14 protein-coding genes are annotated in these 16545 nt (G+C 55.4%); 6 read left to right on the top strand and 8 right to left on the bottom strand.

From position 1 onward, the window contains the following. The first annotated feature begins 115 nt into the window (after positions 1 to 115). Entirely contained in the window at positions 116 to 2080 is a 1965-nt protein-coding gene (locus VEG30_08130) for a hypothetical protein (protein HXZ79881.1), read from the top strand. 56 nt (positions 2081 to 2136) lie between these two features. Here the strand turns inward: VEG30_08130 and VEG30_08125 are convergent, their stop codons facing one another. Beyond that, positions 2137 to 3276: a tetratricopeptide repeat protein gene (locus tag VEG30_08125; GenBank protein ID HXZ79880.1), complete on the bottom strand. Its 1140-nt coding sequence runs from the start codon at positions 3274 to 3276 to the stop codon at positions 2137 to 2139. Positions 3277 to 3429: 153 nt separating this feature from the next. Between VEG30_08125 and VEG30_08120 the strand changes: the two genes are divergently transcribed. After that, the gene (locus tag VEG30_08120; GenBank protein HXZ79879.1) at positions 3430 to 4398 is read left to right on the top strand and encodes a hypothetical protein; all 969 of its coding nucleotides are present in this window, start codon (positions 3430 to 3432) and stop codon (positions 4396 to 4398) included. Between the two features lie 2642 nt (positions 4399 to 7040). On the opposite strand, the gene VEG30_08115 is transcribed toward VEG30_08120, so the two are convergent. The 5 genes from VEG30_08115 to VEG30_08095 all read right to left on the bottom strand — a co-directional run bounded on the left by VEG30_08115 (position 7041) and on the right by VEG30_08095 (position 12227). Next, positions 7041 to 8480 carry a glycosyltransferase gene (locus VEG30_08115; protein ID HXZ79878.1) on the bottom strand — a complete coding sequence of 480 codons (1440 nt, stop codon included), beginning with the start codon at positions 8478 to 8480 and terminating at the stop codon, positions 7041 to 7043. Between the two features lie 97 nt (positions 8481 to 8577). After that, a complete protein-coding gene (locus VEG30_08110) occupies positions 8578 to 9300 on the bottom strand; it encodes a thymidylate kinase (GenBank protein HXZ79877.1) in 723 nt (240 codons plus the stop codon). 566 nt (positions 9301 to 9866) lie between these two features. Beyond that, positions 9867 to 10307, bottom strand: a complete 441-nt coding sequence (locus VEG30_08105) for an STAS domain-containing protein (protein HXZ79876.1) — start codon at positions 10305 to 10307, stop codon at positions 9867 to 9869. 70 nt (positions 10308 to 10377) lie between these two features. Then, a complete protein-coding gene (locus VEG30_08100; GenBank protein HXZ79875.1) occupies positions 10378 to 11247 on the bottom strand; it encodes a hypothetical protein in 870 nt (289 codons plus the stop codon). A gap of 176 nt (positions 11248 to 11423) precedes the next feature. Then, the gene (locus VEG30_08095; protein HXZ79874.1) at positions 11424 to 12227 is read right to left on the bottom strand and encodes a sigma-70 family RNA polymerase sigma factor; all 804 of its coding nucleotides are present in this window, start codon (positions 12225 to 12227) and stop codon (positions 11424 to 11426) included. Positions 12228 to 12966: 739 nt separating this feature from the next. On the opposite strand from VEG30_08095, the gene VEG30_08090 reads away from it, so the two are divergent. Then, positions 12967 to 13212, top strand: a complete 246-nt coding sequence (locus VEG30_08090; protein ID HXZ79873.1) for a DUF892 family protein — start codon at positions 12967 to 12969, stop codon at positions 13210 to 13212. Continuing rightward, complete coding sequence (locus VEG30_08085; GenBank protein HXZ79872.1) at positions 13196 to 13399, top strand: DUF892 family protein; 204 nt, start codon at positions 13196 to 13198, stop codon at positions 13397 to 13399. The genes VEG30_08090 and VEG30_08085 overlap by 17 nt, the downstream gene beginning before the upstream one ends. 210 nt (positions 13400 to 13609) lie before the next feature. Here the strand turns inward: VEG30_08085 and VEG30_08080 are convergent, their stop codons facing one another. Further along, on the bottom strand, positions 13610 to 14326 hold the full coding sequence (locus tag VEG30_08080) for a response regulator transcription factor (GenBank protein ID HXZ79871.1): 717 nt from the start codon (positions 14324 to 14326) through the stop codon (positions 13610 to 13612). A 428-nt stretch (positions 14327 to 14754) separates the two neighbouring features. On the opposite strand from VEG30_08080, the gene VEG30_08075 reads away from it, so the two are divergent. Continuing rightward, a complete protein-coding gene (locus VEG30_08075) occupies positions 14755 to 15456 on the top strand; it encodes a UdgX family uracil-DNA binding protein (GenBank protein ID HXZ79870.1) in 702 nt (233 codons plus the stop codon). 307 nt (positions 15457 to 15763) lie between these two features. Beyond that, positions 15764 to 16111, top strand: a complete 348-nt coding sequence (locus VEG30_08070) for a septal ring lytic transglycosylase RlpA family protein (GenBank protein HXZ79869.1) — start codon at positions 15764 to 15766, stop codon at positions 16109 to 16111. 127 nt (positions 16112 to 16238) lie between these two features. Here the strand turns inward: VEG30_08070 and VEG30_08065 are convergent, their stop codons facing one another. Then, a complete protein-coding gene (locus VEG30_08065; protein HXZ79868.1) occupies positions 16239 to 16391 on the bottom strand; it encodes a lmo0937 family membrane protein in 153 nt (50 codons plus the stop codon). Between the last annotated feature and the right edge of the window lie 154 nt (positions 16392 to 16545).

Here is a 16545-nt window from a genome sequence, read left to right as displayed (position 1 = left end):
GTCATTCAGCAGGCGTGCTTTGAGGCACGAGAAATCGAACCCCAGTCAAACGCCGATGTTGAACACGACTAAACCTGGCCCTCAACGATTGCCTGAGCACGATCTTAGCGTCTTGGTGTCACCGCAGCTGAAAGCTTTGCGCTCGCGAGTGGTGACCGGGAGCCTGATTCTGCTTGCCAGTTCTGGGCTCGTGAGCCTGATGAACCTGGCTTACAACATTGGGGTTGCGCGGCTTCTCGGTCCGGTGGGATTCGGGCATGCCACGGCCGTCTACACGCTGTTGATGCTGGTCTCTGCCCTCACCCTGTCATTTCAGATCTTGTGCGCCAAGCTGACTGCGAACCATGCATCCTCCGAAGAAAAAGCGGCGGTCTACTTCGGCCTGCACGGCCGGGCCTGGCGATTGGGGGCGTTCCTCGCCTTTCTGCTCGTGTTATTCCGCGAGGTGGTGTCTTCCTACCTGCGCCTGCCATCGGCAACTCTGGTGGTTCTCCTGGCCCTGGGAACTGCTTTTTACATTCCGCTGGGCGCCCGCCGCGGCTTCTACCAGGGGACCTACGCCTTTGGCCAGCTGGGAATCAATTTTCTCCTGGAAGGTGTAGTCCGGTTAGGTGGGGCGCTCTTGCTTATCAAGGCGGGCATGGGAGTGAGTGGCGCGGTCCTGGCTAGCGTGCTGGCGGTTATGATGGCTTACATTTTCAGTCCGCCGCGCGGAATACGCCGTCCCCAAATCGCTGTCGTCACCTCTTTTCGTGAGGCCCTCCAGGCCATCGTGTTTTTTGTTGGTCAGGTGGTGATCAACAACTTCGATATTGTTCTGGTAAAGCATTTTTTTGCACCCGCGCTGGCGGGATTGTACGCAGCCGTAGCCCTTGTGGGTCGCGTGGTGCAGATGTGTTCCTGGTCCGTGGTAAGCACCATGTTCCCAGTTTCTGCGGGTTCGCCTACGAAAGAACACGAGGGCCGGCCGGTGCTGATAACTTCGCTGGTGATAGTGATTGCAACTCTCACCGTTCTGATCATCGGAATCTGGCTTATGCCGAGTTTCCTTTGGAGGATGATCTTCGGTGCTCACTTCGAAGTGGTGGGCGCCAAGGCAATCTCGTCGCTGTTGGTGCTGTATGCGGTTACCACCGGAATCTACTCCCTTAGTGCGGTCATGATCGCATACGAAATGTCGCTCAAGATTGCCAACACAGGTTGGCTGCAATTGGCGGTGAGCGGCGTTCTGGTCGTGGGAATCTATCTGTTCCATAACTCCCTGGCGCAGGTGATCGCGGTGCAGTTGGTGTTGATGCTGCTGCTATTGATAATGGTGTTGCTGCCATTTGTCAGGTCGAGTCTTACCATTGCCGTCGAGGCGATGCCTGTCGGCGTGGTCAATCGAATTCGCAAGCGCGGGCGTTTGTGTGAGCCCGAAGTGATTGCGGAATTTCTGAGAAATGAATTTCATCATCCTGAATTCGACCCTTATCGGCAGCGATTGGGATCGATTGTCAGCAATCCGGATCTTTCAAGCCAGGAAGAGAATGAACTGCGGCGGGCGTTACTGTTCCTGCGACGCGGGGCAATGTGGCGTGAGTTACCGCCCGATACAGAGTGGTATGAGGTGGACCTGGCTGGTCCCGAGTTGGAGAGAGTGCGAGTGTTTCCCAGGGCTCATTGGCGGCGGATTGCGCACGGCAGTTTTTACTTGCTGGACATTGTAGAACGCATTCATGGGGGAGGGCTGAAGCGTTCCTATCAGGAGTTCCTGGCGGAATTGCGACGTCTGGGGCGACGGTTGCAGGAACCCTCGGGATATTCCGCCATCCTGTTCATCGGCGACAGTGAGCAGAGTCCTATCACCATTCTTGATGGCAACCACCGGATGGCAGCAGCCATGCTGGTTTCCCCGATAGCTCTGCAGAGCTTCCGCTTCATATGTGGCTTCTCTTCACGAATGCGCGAATGCTGCTGGTACGAAACCAACATGACCACCCTGTGGCGCTATGCCAAAAACAAGGTGAAGCACATCCCCTATGATCCAGAATCGGACATCAACCGCATGCTGCAGAGCCGGGCCTGTCCAGCCGAATGAACAGCTGGAAGGAGCCCTGACACCTAACTCTTGGATAGCTAAACAAGCAGGCTTAGCTAATTCTGCGGCTTTGGCTCCGCGGCTTGGGGTGAAGTGGCTGGCTCGTTGTTGCGGCGTAGCAGCTGCAGGGGCGTTTTCTCCTGACGTCTGGCCTCGCGTTCTTCCTCAAGGCCGGCTTCCATTTGCTGGTCATTTCCGGAAGCTACGCGCTCCAGCTTTTGACCTTCAACTGATGCGCGAGTGGCGATGCCAACGCGCCGCCCTGCACGATCGGCGGTTTTGGCCCTTTCATAGAAGTCTTCGGCGGTTTCTTTGTCTCCTGCCAATTCTGAGACATATCCCATATTGTTCAAGGTGAAGGCGTCGTTAGGATTCAAAGCATATGCGCGTTGGAAATAACGCTGGGCGCTTTCGAGATCGTTGTGGTTCGCAGCGATAACTCCCTGCAAGCTCAGTCGCGCTGCTTTCGATTCTGCGTCTTCTTTCTTCAATTCGTCGCGAACCCGTTTGGCGCTGTTGGCAGCCATCTCGCTGATAGGCTTCCCCCTTGAGCCACGATCAAGAGTGACGATCGCAGAGTCGTCCGAGCGTTCACGAGCGGCAGCGTCGTAATACCGCACAGCCTGCTCCAGATTGCCCTGCATCTCCTTGGCCACACCCATGTTATTCAGCGCGAAGGGACTGTGCGGATGGGCAGCCAGCATCGTCTGCAATAAACGATCGGCTTCCACCGCGCGTCCGCGCGAGAGCAAAAGAATTGCCTGCAGGTTCCCGCGATTGGCCTGCATCATGGGATCAGCTACTTTATTAATGGCTTCGTCGATCGACTTTCCTTTCAGTCGGTCCGAGGTAGCGCGATCGATCACGGCTTGGGTGGCGAGTGCTGATGCCAGGTTGTAATACTTCGTCGCAGCTTCGACCTTGCCTTCGAGCTCGGAAATGTATCCCAGGTTGTTGAGTGTGAATGGATCGTCAGGATCGATGAGATAAGCTTTGTAGAAAAGCGTTCTGGCTTTGTCGAAGTGGTGCTTCTCAATTGCGGCCACTCCCTCGCGATTAAGCTGCTGGACCGGGGTTGGTTTGCTGCGCTTGGGCAGAGTGATTCTCAGGTCGCCACCAAATCCATGGCCGCATAGGAGTAGTGCCGCGAAGATTACGTTCACAGCGCCGCGGAAATAGTTCCCTTTGACCGACACCTATGACCTCCTCTGCTTTCCTTCTGCTTAGCCGTGAGCTTTGCCAAAACCAGTGTTTTGATGCGAATACCTGGATCAGGTTGCCCAGTCAGGACCGCCGTGCCGCTCTTCCCAAGGCCACTCGGGAACTGCAAACCGCATCGAAGAACCGCCATGAGGAGCCTTCTTTTAGTGTGTCTACTGAGTGCGGCGGTGATGGCCCAGGTTTCGCCCCTGCCGTCGAGGTCGCCGCAGATGCCACCCACAGCCGCAACTTCAAGCACTACGAAACCCGCTGAGAATCCGAGATCAGCTGCTGATGTCTCCGACTTGCCGGATCGCAGCAACGCCACGGAATCCGATATCGTCGCGCTGTTGCCAGAATTGAGTCCTTTGCCCCCGAAGAAGGCAACTCTGATTGGCGGTACTGTTATCCAGGTGGATCAGATCCGCGACCAACTCATGTTGCGTCCGTTTGGACAGAATAAGAGCCTGAAGCTGTTCTTTGACCCGCGCACAGCAATCTTTCAGGATGGCACCAGGTCGAACCGAGTGATTCTCCACCGCGGAGATCGTATCTATGCCGATACGATGCTGGTGGAGTCCAGAATCTATGCGAAAGCAATTCACGTGCAGGCACACTCTGGAGGGGGACAGGGCAGCGGGCAGTTGGCTGGATACGATCCCAGCAGCGGCGAGTTTACCGTGCGCGATTCTCTGGCCCTCGAGCCGATTAAACTACGCGTCAGTCCTGCAACCGTGATTCGCCGAGGGGACAAAATTGGATCTGCACGCGACCTGCAACCAGGTGCGCTCGTTTCGTACAAGTTCCACCCGGACCCGGCGGGTTACGCTCGAGTGGAGGAGATCTCGATTCTCGCTGATCGTGGCGGGCTATACACCTTTTATGGGCGTGTGACGTATTTGAATCTGCGCACGAACCTGATGGCAGTCACCAATTCGAGCGACGACAAGAATTACGAGATCAACATTGAGCCTTCGCAAATAACGTTAGCGAAGCGCCTCCACGAAGGTGACATGGTTAACGTCTCGGCCGAATTTGACGGAATACACTACGCGGCTCGCAGCATTTCCATGGAAAAAGCTTCTTCTGAAAAAATCGAGCCCGGGCCTGAACGGTAGGCTACTGAAGAGAGATTTTCCTGAACCATGAACACGATGTAATTCACAGAGGCCTGCAGGATTTGGGTACCGGTGCCGGCTTCCTGGCTACCAGGAGTCGTCAGTCCCTGACATCCGAAGAGACAAAAAGCAATCCCAACATCGGCAGAGCCCACTTCTCCGGCCCGGAAACTGTTCTCATTTCCACTCTCCTCTTGCTTAACCTGGGGTGCCTGAGGTGAAGGCGGGCGGGCAAGCGTTCGCTGCAAAATCTTGCACATTATGTGCAAGTCACTGAAGTTCAAGCCGAACCGATCGTCTGGACAATTGCTTATCCACACGGTTTTCACAGTTCGCCCCATTTTCTCCGTTGCTGATAACGGGATTGAGAGGATATACTCGCGCCAATTTTTCAAGTCCATGCGTACGAGAGGAAGCTTTCTGGCTGTGCCGGCTAGGAGAGCTGCTTGAGGGCGGTGGTCGCCATAGGCGGCACGTAGGCTGACTCAGACTTGGGCTTGAAGCGAGATCCCCATCCGAAGCTCGCTTCGCGTCGGTATGTGGATCCTCAGATAGCTTGCATTTGGCAGCTTGGGCTGAGTGCCGGTGTGTAGAGGCCACGGTTCTCCCTTCTCATCGCGGCAGGGAATTGCGCACGTTAAACCTGCTGCGAGGCTTGTCCCGAAGCCCTGGAACTCACCGCTTGATCGGCCGCAAGAAGTAGCTCTTCTGCCGTGAGCCAATGAAAGCCACGTCCAGCTACAGGTGTGCTCGTTTTCACCTGGCGATGATGGCTGCAAGCTAGGCGGACCTCAAGAAGGCGCCCTCCCGCCTCCGCGAGGACCAACGTGCGTCGGTACAAAATTCTCATCCTCTTTGTGTGTATTCCCTTACTGCCGATTTTCAGCTTCGCCGGAAACCTGGTAATCACGCCCACTACTACCCTTTATTGGGAAACCAACAGCAACACCAGTGCCGCTCCCGGTTTCACCAGCCAATCGAACGGAAATTTGGGAGGCGCAAATGTCAGCAAAGCGGATGTCCACTCCCTGCTCTATGCGGGAGCTAGCACCAAAGTCTACGCCCACTTGCTGCTGTGGTTCGGAGGATCGAATCACATGAACGTAGGCTACGACTCAGCCGATCCTGCGCAGGTGAAACGCCAAATCCAGGACATGATAGGACGCGGAATTGATGGTGTGATCATTGACTGGTATGGCCCAGGGAATTCAATTGACCAAGCCACGCGCGCGGTAATGGTGGAAGCCGAGGCCCATCCTGGCTTCACGTTCGCCATTATGGTGGACCAGGGAGCGATCCGCTGGTTTCCTTGTGCGGGTTGCAATCCTGAGCAGTCTTTCATCAGTGACCTTCGCTATGTGGAGCAAAACTATTTTCCATCCCCAGCTTACCTGCGAGTGAGTGGCAAGCCGGTGGTTGCAGACTTCGGGATTGCTGACTCCTACAGCATCAACTGGGATTCGGTCAATGCGAGTCTCGACGTCAAGCCCATGTTCATCTTCCAAAATGCTGGCGGCTTTAGCCACGAGCTTAGTGGCGGAGCGTATGCATGGGTTATTCCGACCACTAGTGACTATGGCTTGGGATACCTCAACAATTTTTATCTAGCGGGAAATTCGGCGGCGAATAGCGAAACCGTGGGAGGAACGTACAAGGGGTTTAACGACACTCTGGCCGCCTGGGGCTCGAATCGCGTCATGCAGCAGCAGTGTGGCAAGACATGGTTACAAACTTTTGACGAGGTCAACAGTCTTTACAGTACTAATCGTCAGCTTCCTGCTTTGCAGCTGGTGACCTGGAATGACTACGAAGAGGCCACGGAAATCGAAACTGGAATCGACAACTGCCTGACGGTTGCAGCTGATCTGCAGGGAAATACCCTCTCCTGGAACGTTTCTGGCGATGAGAGCACCGTGTTTTTCTATAAGGTCTACATCAGCAATGACGGGCAGAATCTGATGCAGCTCGATGGGGTGCCGGTGCAGCAGCACTCTCTGGACCTGTGTAAGTATTCTCCTTCCACGGGCAACTACACGCTTTATGTTCAGGCCGTAGGCAAGCCCAGCATCAGAAATCAGATCTCACGTGCCTTGCCATACGCTGCAGAATGTGGCGAGACTTCGGCTGGCGGGGGAGCGACTGGTGGCGGCGGCAATCCAGCTCCTACTGGTGATGGGGGAACAACAACCAGCGGGCCAGCGCCAAGTGGAGGGACGACCGGAACAGGTAGTGGAACGACTTCAGTGGCAGCTCCGGTCGCGCAGGGTTTGGATATGACTGTGTCGGCCGGAGCCATCTCTGTTGCGCGCGGACAATCGGCAAGCGTCACCATTACCGTAAGTCCAAAGGTGCTACCGTTTAATGATCCAGTATCGCTGTCATGCTCCGGTTTGCCACAAGGAGCATCGTGCGCGTTTTCTCCCCAGGCGGTCACTCCAGGCAACGACAAGGGCGCTGCCACACTGACGATTTCCACTGCGAGCATGACAGCCTGGAACTCGCGAACCGGCGGGCCGAACTCGAACCGACAGCGTTCGCTGCCCCTGTACACGAGTTTTCTCCTGAGCGCGTCCGGACTGGTACTAGCAGGGGATGGTAAAAGAAACTGTGCGCCTAAGGTGGCTGCCTCGGGATTGGTTCTGTTATTGGGGTTCCTGCTCGGCTCCTGCGGGGGCCAGAGTGCTCAGCAGAGCACCATCATTCAAAGTGATACGGCCAATTACACCGTTACCATTAGCGGGAACTCCGGCCAGATCCAAGGGTCGACTACCACCATGCTCACCATCCATTAAGGCGAGGCTTCTGCCGGCTCGTAGCAGTTGTGGCGAGCTGGCACGAGCAATTAGACCGCGTTTGGCGATGGTCCTGCCAATCCAAGCCCGGGCTGGAAACCATCGCGGGAGACGCCTGAGCCTCACCAGCGATTCTTGATTCTTCATTTCTTGTTCGACCTGGAAGGAATGCAGGTAGCTGAAAATCACTTGTGGCATGGTCATGTGCAGCGCCACGCGGAAGTTCTGCATTGCCATTCGGCGTTGCATTTCTGGAGACTGGATCAACGTGGCCAACCGATTTGCCAGATCGTGTGAATTTCCCAGCTCATAGAATTCGATAGCCATTCCCTCTTCCTCCGACATCTCGCGGAAGTCCCTCAGATCGGCAGAAATGATGGGAACTCCGTAAGCGCTCGCCAGGTGAGCCACGCCGCTCGCTCCGGCTGATGAGGAGTAGGGAAGCACCAGCACCGTCGATTGTTTGTACAGACTGGGGATATCTTCCTCGGAAACGTACCCAGTGAACTCCACCGTGGGATCATCTTGAAATTGCTGCGCCACGGAAGCTATGTATCCGGGGGTTCGCGGATGATCGCCGCCCGCGATGATCAGCTTCACGTTGGGCACCATTGTTTTCAATAATCGGAACGCCTCGATGAGATGTTCGACACGCTTGTAGGTACCCCATTTTCCGAATGCCAGGACACGATGAATTGGATTGCCCCGTTGAGAATAGTCCGGGAACTCCGGAATGGGGCATAAGATTCCGTGAGCGCGAAGTTTAGTATGCGAGCCTCCGTATCTTGTCCGCAGCAGCCGACGATAGGCAGGCATCAAGACGGAAACGGAATTTGCCGCCAGCAACATTTGGGTCACAACTGCGCCCCCCAATCGATAAATCCGAGGAAAGCGCACGCCGGCGTCAGCCAGATCGATGGTGTCCATAAGGTGGTGGAGAGTGATATGGGTCCAATAACCGGCCATGCGCGCAAGCGCGGGTGTGATCAACCCGAGGAATGCCGCCAGAGGGTTGTGACCAAAAGTTGTAAACAGAAGATTGAACCAGACGACGTCCGGATTGACCTCGCGGATGCTGCGTAGCAATTTTACAGGGCTGAGCGGGTCGTCGAAAGACCAGCAGCGGATCACGGAGAATCCATCCAGTTCCGGTTGAGGCGCAGGTAATTGGTCAGCGAGAATCGTGACGCTGAGCAGTGGATTCTGTTGTAGTTCGTGAGCGATGTGGAAACCGTACTCGTTCAGCCCGCCGCGGCTCGGCGGAAATGTGCTGACTAGGCAGATTCTCATCCTGTAACCCTGGTGTCCGAATCTTCGATGGGAAAGATGCTCTGGATGTTGGCTCAACACAATGAGATAAGGGAAACGAGCAGTGGCGGACTCCTGTTTACGGGCGCAAGGTTGACTGGGAACACAGCTCCTGACGTCTTAAATCGGAATCGGTAAGCATCTGCATGATCTGGTCTTGCGCTTCATCGACTCCCGATGCGCGAATTACCTTCATATTCTCCAGCGATAGAGCCATTTCGAGAAAGCATTGCCGGTTTTCGCACAAGAACTTCACCGGATATTCTGGTTTCCGCTGCTGCGCAAGGGAAGGTTCAACGTCCAAAAGGTAAGCTACATCGGGAGCGGGCACAATGCGGTTCACGAATTGCAGGTACAGCCGTGCCACGTGGCTGCGAAGGGGGAGATTGGCGAGTTCATCGTAGATGTAGCGATCAAATATCAGGACGTCAATGTCCGCTGCCTGCAAGCGACGAACGATCCAGCACAGGTGTAGAGCATCGAGGAGGTACAGCCAGTGGCGGCTGAGCGTCAAATACCATGCCCTGAGGTTCTTGTCTCTGCGCTCGACAGGCAGCCCAGGAGCGCCCACTCCTTTTTCGCTGCCAAAGAGTCGATGAGTGATGCCCTCGCGGAAGCGTGACAGCACTGCCACATCATCCCAGAAGCTCAGTTTGCAAATCCGAAATCCTGCCTGCGACAAGCGGGAATGAAGTTGCTGAATCTGCGTAGTCTTCCCCGCGCCGTCAATCCCAGAGAAGCTGAGGAGCATCAGCCTTCGCCAGCCGTCGTGTTGATTCGCAGAGTGCGGAGCCTTCTTCACTGGAACTCCTCGTCTGTAAAGAGAGCTGAGAGGATGCCACGATGCGCCTAGGCTGCACATTCGCGTCTGTTTAACCCCCGGTTAACGAGCACCCGGGGGTTTGCTGGACGTTCCTTTGGAAAGGGCCATGACCGTACCTAGCGCAACTCCGCCCGCTGCAACAGCTCCAACCTTAATCCAAAAGGAACGGGTTTGACGCTGTTTGGCCGGGGCGATAGCGTTTCCCGCCGGTCGCGATCCCGCGTTACCCTTCATGCCCAGGCCTTCGGCGGCGGCTGTGCCCATAGGTGTTTGTTCCCTCTCTGACTGCGTAGCCGGCTGGTTTTGACTGTTGCTTGCCGGACTGGCAGCGCTGGGGCTATCAGGCAGGTTCTCCGACGCTGGCTTTTGACTTTGACTTGAGGAGTAGGTTCCTTCCCCCTGTGGCTGAGCAGTAGATGACTGACCCGCGGCGGCTTGGCTCTGGTTGTCGGTGGCCATTTGCTGGTCGGCTGCAGCTATAGACGGGGCGGCCAAAATCAGTATCAAACCGAATGCCAGTGAGCGCATGACTGAATGCTGGATATTCATGAAACCCTCAACTGCGGAACCAGGTTTTCGGCTGGTAACTTTTCAGCCTGCATTGACTCCCCGCACAAGGTTCCTTCTGCTAATCCCGATGTGGTCTCGTATTCTGGCTCAGAGCAGCCGAAGCTCCGTACTGCGTCGGTGGTAGTAGGAAAGGTCTCAAAGAGTCGATCGACACGAGTCAGCTCAAGCACCACTTCCGCTTGCGGCGACAGAGATGCCAGTTTCAGGTCCCCATCCCGCTTCATGACTGTTTTCAAACACCGCAGGAGCATATCCAACCCAGCGGTATCAATCTGGCGGACGTGCGTGAAATCAAATATCAGCCGAGGCCGATCAGCCTTTAAGAAGGGAAGAATCTCCCGCATGAGGATCTGAGCTTGCTTCAGATTGAGTACTTCCGGCATGGGCGTAACCACAACTGCAGTGCGAGCCCTCATATTCCCCCCAGGTTCGATTCGTGACAGCTACCCGCGATGACGCTCGAGCGCATTCTAAAGATGCGATTCTTCAACTTCTGGTTGACCGAGCCGATGAAATCTGCGGGGAACGCCGCCAGAAAGACCTTGCTGTATTCATCATCCGGGTGGAAAGCGGCTGCCGGGCAATATCCAGCAACGCCGGGTCATCGATTTGCATTTCCAATTGACGATCAACTTGCATAAAGAGCCTTCCTGCCACCACGGCATGGGCCACGCTTAACCCTACGCCGAGATAGGTCCCAGGAAGCACACTGGCATCTTCGATCGAAGTACCGAAATCGATTTCGCAATTTCGTTCCACAGCAGCCGAGCGCGTGAGCAAGACGTCGGCTCGCAATTTTGTGTTGGAGCCCACGTACGCGGGGGACAGGAGCCGAGCCCGAGGGTCGATACGGGCTCCCCGCGCGATCCAGATTCCTTCCCTAACCTCGTCTCCTTGAGGCTGAAGTTCGCAGCGTCCTTGCAGAGCATCACGTGCCAATTCCCGGAGGGCGCAGGCATTCGCCAAACGTTTGACGTAGCCGGTGACCGGGAAGAGTTCAGGCGAATTGGAAAATTTGGAAGAAATCGCTTTTTCTCTAGTCTGCCGTGCGTCCAGCAGGACCATTGGCAGTCCGCCATGTTGATCGCAGACTCCGGTTACGGCGCTCTGCCGTTCGCGGCGGAACTCGAGCCATTCCTGTAAGTCAAATTCGACATACGCATTCACGAGGAATAGAACTACAAACTCGATGCCGCCCCGAACATACTCCAATAGCTGTGGCTTCCATGCTTCCGTAGTGGGACTTTCGAACACTTCCCGGATGGTCCGCGCATGTACGGGGAAGTCTTCTCCAGTGGCCGCGACAAGGGAAATGGAATTAACTCGGGACTGCCGCAGCCGTTCCTCTGTCCTCATGAGAACGCTCCGGCCCAGCACATCACATTGCGCATAGCAAACAGCGCCTGATGCCAAAGCGTCGCGTGCGTATCCTGTGGTATCGGCTCCTGACACCAATGGCGCGCCGCTGATAAGGATGGCAGCTAGATCCACATCAAGCCCCAGGTCGTAGTCCAGATCTACACATACAGAGCCTACAATCGGCTCTCTGCTAATCGCGATGTGGCGGCGTCGAGCGCGAACAGAGGCGAGTCATTGGCATCCTTCTCTTTCTCTTTGAAGGGCCACTTGCCGGCGGACCGCAGGCGCGCGAGAGACGCCGCCAGAGCCCGCTCGGTGATAGGCCGAATTCTTCTACCGATCCGGGGCTTCCTGCTGCTTTCGGTTTCCCTGGACCCTCCGAGCAGTTCGCGCATGCGAAGCTTTGCCTTGTGCAATTGAGACTTAGAGTTTCCAACCGAGCACTTGAGGATGCGAGCGATTTCCTGGTGCTCGTATCCGTGAATCTCGTGTAAGAGAAATATGGTGCGGTAACCGGCCGGCAGTTTCTGGATAGCGCGTGCCAGGGCTAAACGATCCACGCACGAACTCAGCCGTTTGTCCTGAGTTCCGTACTCACGCGCGACCTGTGGCGCCTCCTGATTGGAAGATTCGTCAAGCGAAACCTGCCGCAATCCTTTTTTCCGGAAGTGCATGAGCACGGTATTGACCGCCACGCGATAAAGCCACGTAGAAAGTGCGGAATCACCGCGGAATGTGGATAGCTTCCGGAAAACCTGCATGAAAGCATCCTGGGCAAGATCCTCGGCCTCCGCGGTGTTGTGCGTCATGCGCAAGCACAACGAATAGACCCGGGATTTGTGAAGGTGAAAGAGCGTAGCAAAAGCGTCCGCATCTCCCTTTTGAGCTCTTTGCACAAGCTGGATATCCGATTCGAATTGAGTGGCGGCACTTCCGTCGTCGGTCATCGGGGTCGCATTGACTTCTAACGTGCTCACTGGCATCTCCTTTCAACGCGCCTTGCGATTCGCGCACCAATTGAAGCTGCGGTACGTTTGGCACCGATGAGCGTAAGTAAGGAGGCGAGCATCGTCCATAAGGTGCAGCCCGTAGTTCATTTCAGGAGTTGCTGTACCGGAGTAGGGGAGGTCAGGCTTCTAACTCGCACGAACGAAAAAAGATGTGCAAAAAATGTGTCCGGCTCTTCGCGCCTAATTTGACATCACCCGTTTCGCAGCGGGTAAGCCCTAGGTGCAATGGTAACCACGCCAAACACAGAGAGTGAGCCTACAGTAATTCCGTCTTCACGCTACACGCCTATCTGGATTGGCTCGCATGCGAGGGATGACTATGGTGAAAAAAGTGTATGGAGATCGTTTTCCGAGTACGAGCGATATTCATCTGGCGACGGCAAGATTGATCATGGGGCGTACAAACAACAAATCTGGCGGCAAGAATTTGGCGGACTTGCGCGGCGGCTGTAAGCAACATGCGCTACAGAGATTATCCAGATTAGGTACAGGCTTAGCGGGATTGTGCGGCTCTTCGTACGACTCCTATCCTTGCGCAACCACAAGTTGCCTTCAGATACCCACCACCCGGGCAGGTGCTGGCTCTCTTGAGGAGCCGGCTCCTGCCTCCCGCCCTTTCCACAAACCTCGAGCAAACACATTGGATGAATGCTGCTAAGCAGATTTCGAGCTTCAGATAAGACCACAAAAGCATAGGAGAACTACGGTGAAATCAGGTTCTTTACGTGAACTTTACGTCGACCAACTGCGCGATCTTTATGACGCGGAAAAACAGCTGGTCAAAGCCCTGCCTAAACTTGCCGATGCAGCCTCTTCCGATGAACTGCGCAGTGCATTGGAAGAACACTTACAGATTACCAAGCAGCAAGTGGAACGCCTGGAGCAGATCTTCGAAAAAATGGGCGAGAAGTCCAAATCGAAAGAAATGCGACGGAATGGAAGGCCTGATTGAGGAGGGCAGCAAGGAGATGAAGCGCTACTCTTCGCCCAATGTTCGCGATGCAGCCATCATCGCTTCCGCTCAACGCGTCGAACACTATGAGATCGCGGGTTATGGTTGTGTGCGTACATTCGCCAGCTTGATGGGAGAATCGGAGGCCGCGAGCCTGCTCGAACAAACCCTGAATGAGGTGTCCTAACCACGACTTGATCTGACATTTCCGATAGACTGCGCCGAGCGGCGCAAGAGAGGAGATGTCATGAGCACCGATCAGAAGATCATCAAGAACAAAGTGGGGTTGTTAAAGCTGGCCCTCTGAACCGGCAGCGTAATTGACACTACTTGCATTCGGTCCGGGGCCGCTGAATGCGGCCCCTTGCCTCAACCCAACCTACAGCTTTATTCCTTCTTACTCCTTGCTGACCGCAGCGCTTTTTCCTTGGCTGCCGTCTCCGCTCAGATCCAGGGGCGGGGACACGTGAACGATATTGTTCCGGATGGCGTAAAGCACCAGCTCGCTGACCGAGTGCAGCTGCAATTTCCGCATGATGTTGGAACGGTGAGTTTCAGCGGTCTTTACGCTGAGGTCGAGCGTGACCGCAACCTCCTTGGAACTCTTCCCCTCCGCCAGTAATTGCACAATCTGCCGTTCTCGTGGTGTCAAGGTGTTGCGGCTGGGAGGAGGGACCTCCTCAGGAGAGCCACCTTTCAGGTAAGCTTCGAGCACCATGCCTGCAACTCTGGAAGTGAAGTAGGTCTTGTCACGACGCAAGGCCTCCACAGCGACAACGAGATCGCGAGCGGCATCAGACTTGAGCAGAAAACCGCGGGCCCCAGCATCGAGGACTTCTCGCACGACCTGGTCCGAATCGTGCAGGGTGAGGATCAGGACCTTGGTTTTGGGATCGTTCTTCAAGACTTGCCGGGTCGCTTCCAAACCGTTGAGGTTCGGCATTCCAATATCGAGGATGACCACATCCGGTTTAAGAGATGCGGTCTTCTCGACAGCTTCAAGTCCATCGGAAGCTTCGCCACACACTTCCCAATCCGGTTGCCCTTGAAGAAGCGAAGCAAGACCACGTCGTACTACTTCATGATCATCGGCAATCAAGATTCGAAACGCCATCCACGTTCCTCCAGGAACTCAGCAGGGTTGTGCACGCTTAATTCATGCATAAGCACTGACCTGCGTCGATCAATGTGCTTCATCACATACGATGCTTTTAAATGACGGCTGCATCGAGGTTGCCAAAAGCGAAGTCCCTGATACTGGGTAGGTTTAAGAGCAGCGCAGAATGTGAGTTGGTGTAATTTTTACGCGTACCCGTTACGGAAAGTCAGGCGTCAAACTACAGGCCACCTCTTAGCTGCACCTACCGCAATGTGCTCCACACTACCGAGCGATCAAAATTAAACCTATCCGAACGCCGCCACCAATACCCTGGGTACTGTATCTCCCGCGTAAAGATTCATGCTCATAGTTGAGACGCATTGGAAGCCGGCCAGCGGCATCTATAAGCGTTAGAGAACTGGAGGCGCCTGACGGTCACATTTATGTCCAAATTAAGCGAAGTTGCCGTACTTCACCCGGGCACAGCCGCAGAGCTGATCCCCGAGCACCCGACCCTGGCAAACCTCCGCCGAGCTGCCGCTACCTGCAAAGCCTGCGAGCTCTGGAAAATGGCGACGCAGACCGTCTTTGGCGAGGGAAGCCCACATGCGAAGGTAATGTTTGTGGGAGAGCAGCCTGGAGACCGCGAGGATCTCGCGGGCAAGCCGTTTGTCGGGCCAGCGGGGCGGCTGCTGGATCAAGCACTGAGCTCAGCCGGAATTGATCGTAAGGACGTCTACGTTACCAACGTGGTGAAACATTTTCATTGGCAGTTGGATGCGCGTGGGAAACGCAGAATTCATAAAAAGCCGCGTTCCTTCCACGTAACCGCTTGCCGTCCGTGGCTAAATGCGGAGCTTGCTGTGGTGAGGCCTCACGTGCTGGTGGTCTTAGGAGCTACAGCAGCTCAGACCCTGTTGGGGCGCAGCTTCAGTGTCTTGCGAATGCGAGGCCAGGCGGTGCCCTCCGACTTGGCTCCGAAGGTGGTTGCAACAGTCCATCCTTCCTCGATCCTGCGCGCGCCTGACTCTGCTGCGCGGGACCGCGAACTGCGACTCTTCATCGGAGATCTCAAGAACGTTGCAGAACTGATCAAAGCAGTCGAAGGACTGGGATCGGGGAAAAGCCTTAGGCGCGCTGGTTAGCGAGGCAATGGCGGCAATCCTTGTCCTCCCCTAACCCATTGAGCACATAGGCCCGGCTTGCGGGAGTGTGCATCTATTACCTTCTTAATCCACTAATTACATATGGATTGTTTCCAAGCTCGCTACGCCAAGTCCCCGATGTAGCCCGCCACTTAGAACCGCTAGCGTTAAGAGCATGGAAACGGTGCATGCCAGAGTTCTTCGTTGCTGTGTAAAAGCCGCCCTAATCGCAGTCACTGCCATCCTGACATGCGGTCTCCCAACTTATCTCACCGGGAGCCTTTGGGCAGCTGCCAATCAGGCACCCATGGGTCGTTGGAGGCTCTTCCAGGTTGGGATTGCGTCCTGGTACGGTCGGCAATTTCAAGGCAGACTCACGGCCAGCGGAGAAGTGTTCAACATGTACGAATACACGGCGGCGCATCCGTCACTGCCGCTAGGCACCCATGTCCGAGTTACCAATCTGGCTAATCATAGGTCGGTAGTCGTCCGCGTCAATGACCGCGGGCCAGTCGTCGATGGCAGAATCATCGATCTTTCCTACGCGGCAGCCCGGGCTCTAGACCTGGAAACTAAGGGCATTCAACGCGTGAGGTTGGACGTGATTGGCCCAGTAACTATGGCAAGGGCTGCGCGGGTTACTCGGCTGCCATGAACGGCGTGCCTTATAGAAATTTATTCAGTTTTAGAAACCAAAGGAGACCACCATCTCGCAATGGTCGTCTCCTTTTTCTGGCGCCATAGAAACCTATGTTGTGGCCGCGCTTCCTCTCAAATACCGGCTAAACCACAGGCCTGCGTCCTTGAACCAGTTGGAGGATCAGCACCACCACCGCGATCAGCAGCAGGATGTGAATAAAGCCTCCAAAGGTATATGAGCTCACTAGCCCTAACAGCCACAGAATCAATAGAATCACAAAGATTGTCCAAAGCATCGCCGAACTCCTTTCGCGTGGACTTGCGGCCTGCCAGGGAGGCGCTCGCCATGATCGCGGCTATCTCACGATCGCTGGCACCTGGAGAATCGCACCGCCGTCAGACTAAAGTCGCTCAGCGGACGCGTCGATCAGGTAAACCATCTATAGAAAA

The organism is Terriglobales bacterium (assembly GCA_035624455.1).
GTDB lineage: Bacteria > Acidobacteriota > Terriglobia > Terriglobales > Acidobacteriaceae > DASPRM01.
This window is presented reverse-complemented; position numbering and strand designations above follow the sequence as displayed.

Coding starts and splice junctions, on each gene's coding strand:
- VEG30_08120 (HXZ79879.1), top strand. CDS start 3,430: ATGAGGAGCCTTCTTTTAGTGTGTCTACTGAGTGCGGCGGTGATGGCC.
- VEG30_08115 (HXZ79878.1), bottom strand. CDS start 8,480: ATGAGAATCTGCCTAGTCAGCACATTTCCGCCGAGCCGCGGCGGGCTG.
- VEG30_08105 (HXZ79876.1), bottom strand. CDS start 10,307: ATGAGGGCTCGCACTGCAGTTGTGGTTACGCCCATGCCGGAAGTACTC.
- VEG30_08100 (HXZ79875.1), bottom strand. CDS start 11,247: ATGAGGACAGAGGAACGGCTGCGGCAGTCCCGAGTTAATTCCATTTCC.
- VEG30_08085 (HXZ79872.1), top strand. CDS start 13,196: ATGGAAGGCCTGATTGAGGAGGGCAGCAAGGAGATGAAGCGCTACTCT.
- VEG30_08080 (HXZ79871.1), bottom strand. CDS start 14,326: ATGGCGTTTCGAATCTTGATTGCCGATGATCATGAAGTAGTACGACGT.
- VEG30_08075 (HXZ79870.1), top strand. CDS start 14,755: ATGTCCAAATTAAGCGAAGTTGCCGTACTTCACCCGGGCACAGCCGCA.
- VEG30_08070 (HXZ79869.1), top strand. CDS start 15,764: ATGGGTCGTTGGAGGCTCTTCCAGGTTGGGATTGCGTCCTGGTACGGT.
- VEG30_08065 (HXZ79868.1), bottom strand. CDS start 16,391: ATGCTTTGGACAATCTTTGTGATTCTATTGATTCTGTGGCTGTTAGGG.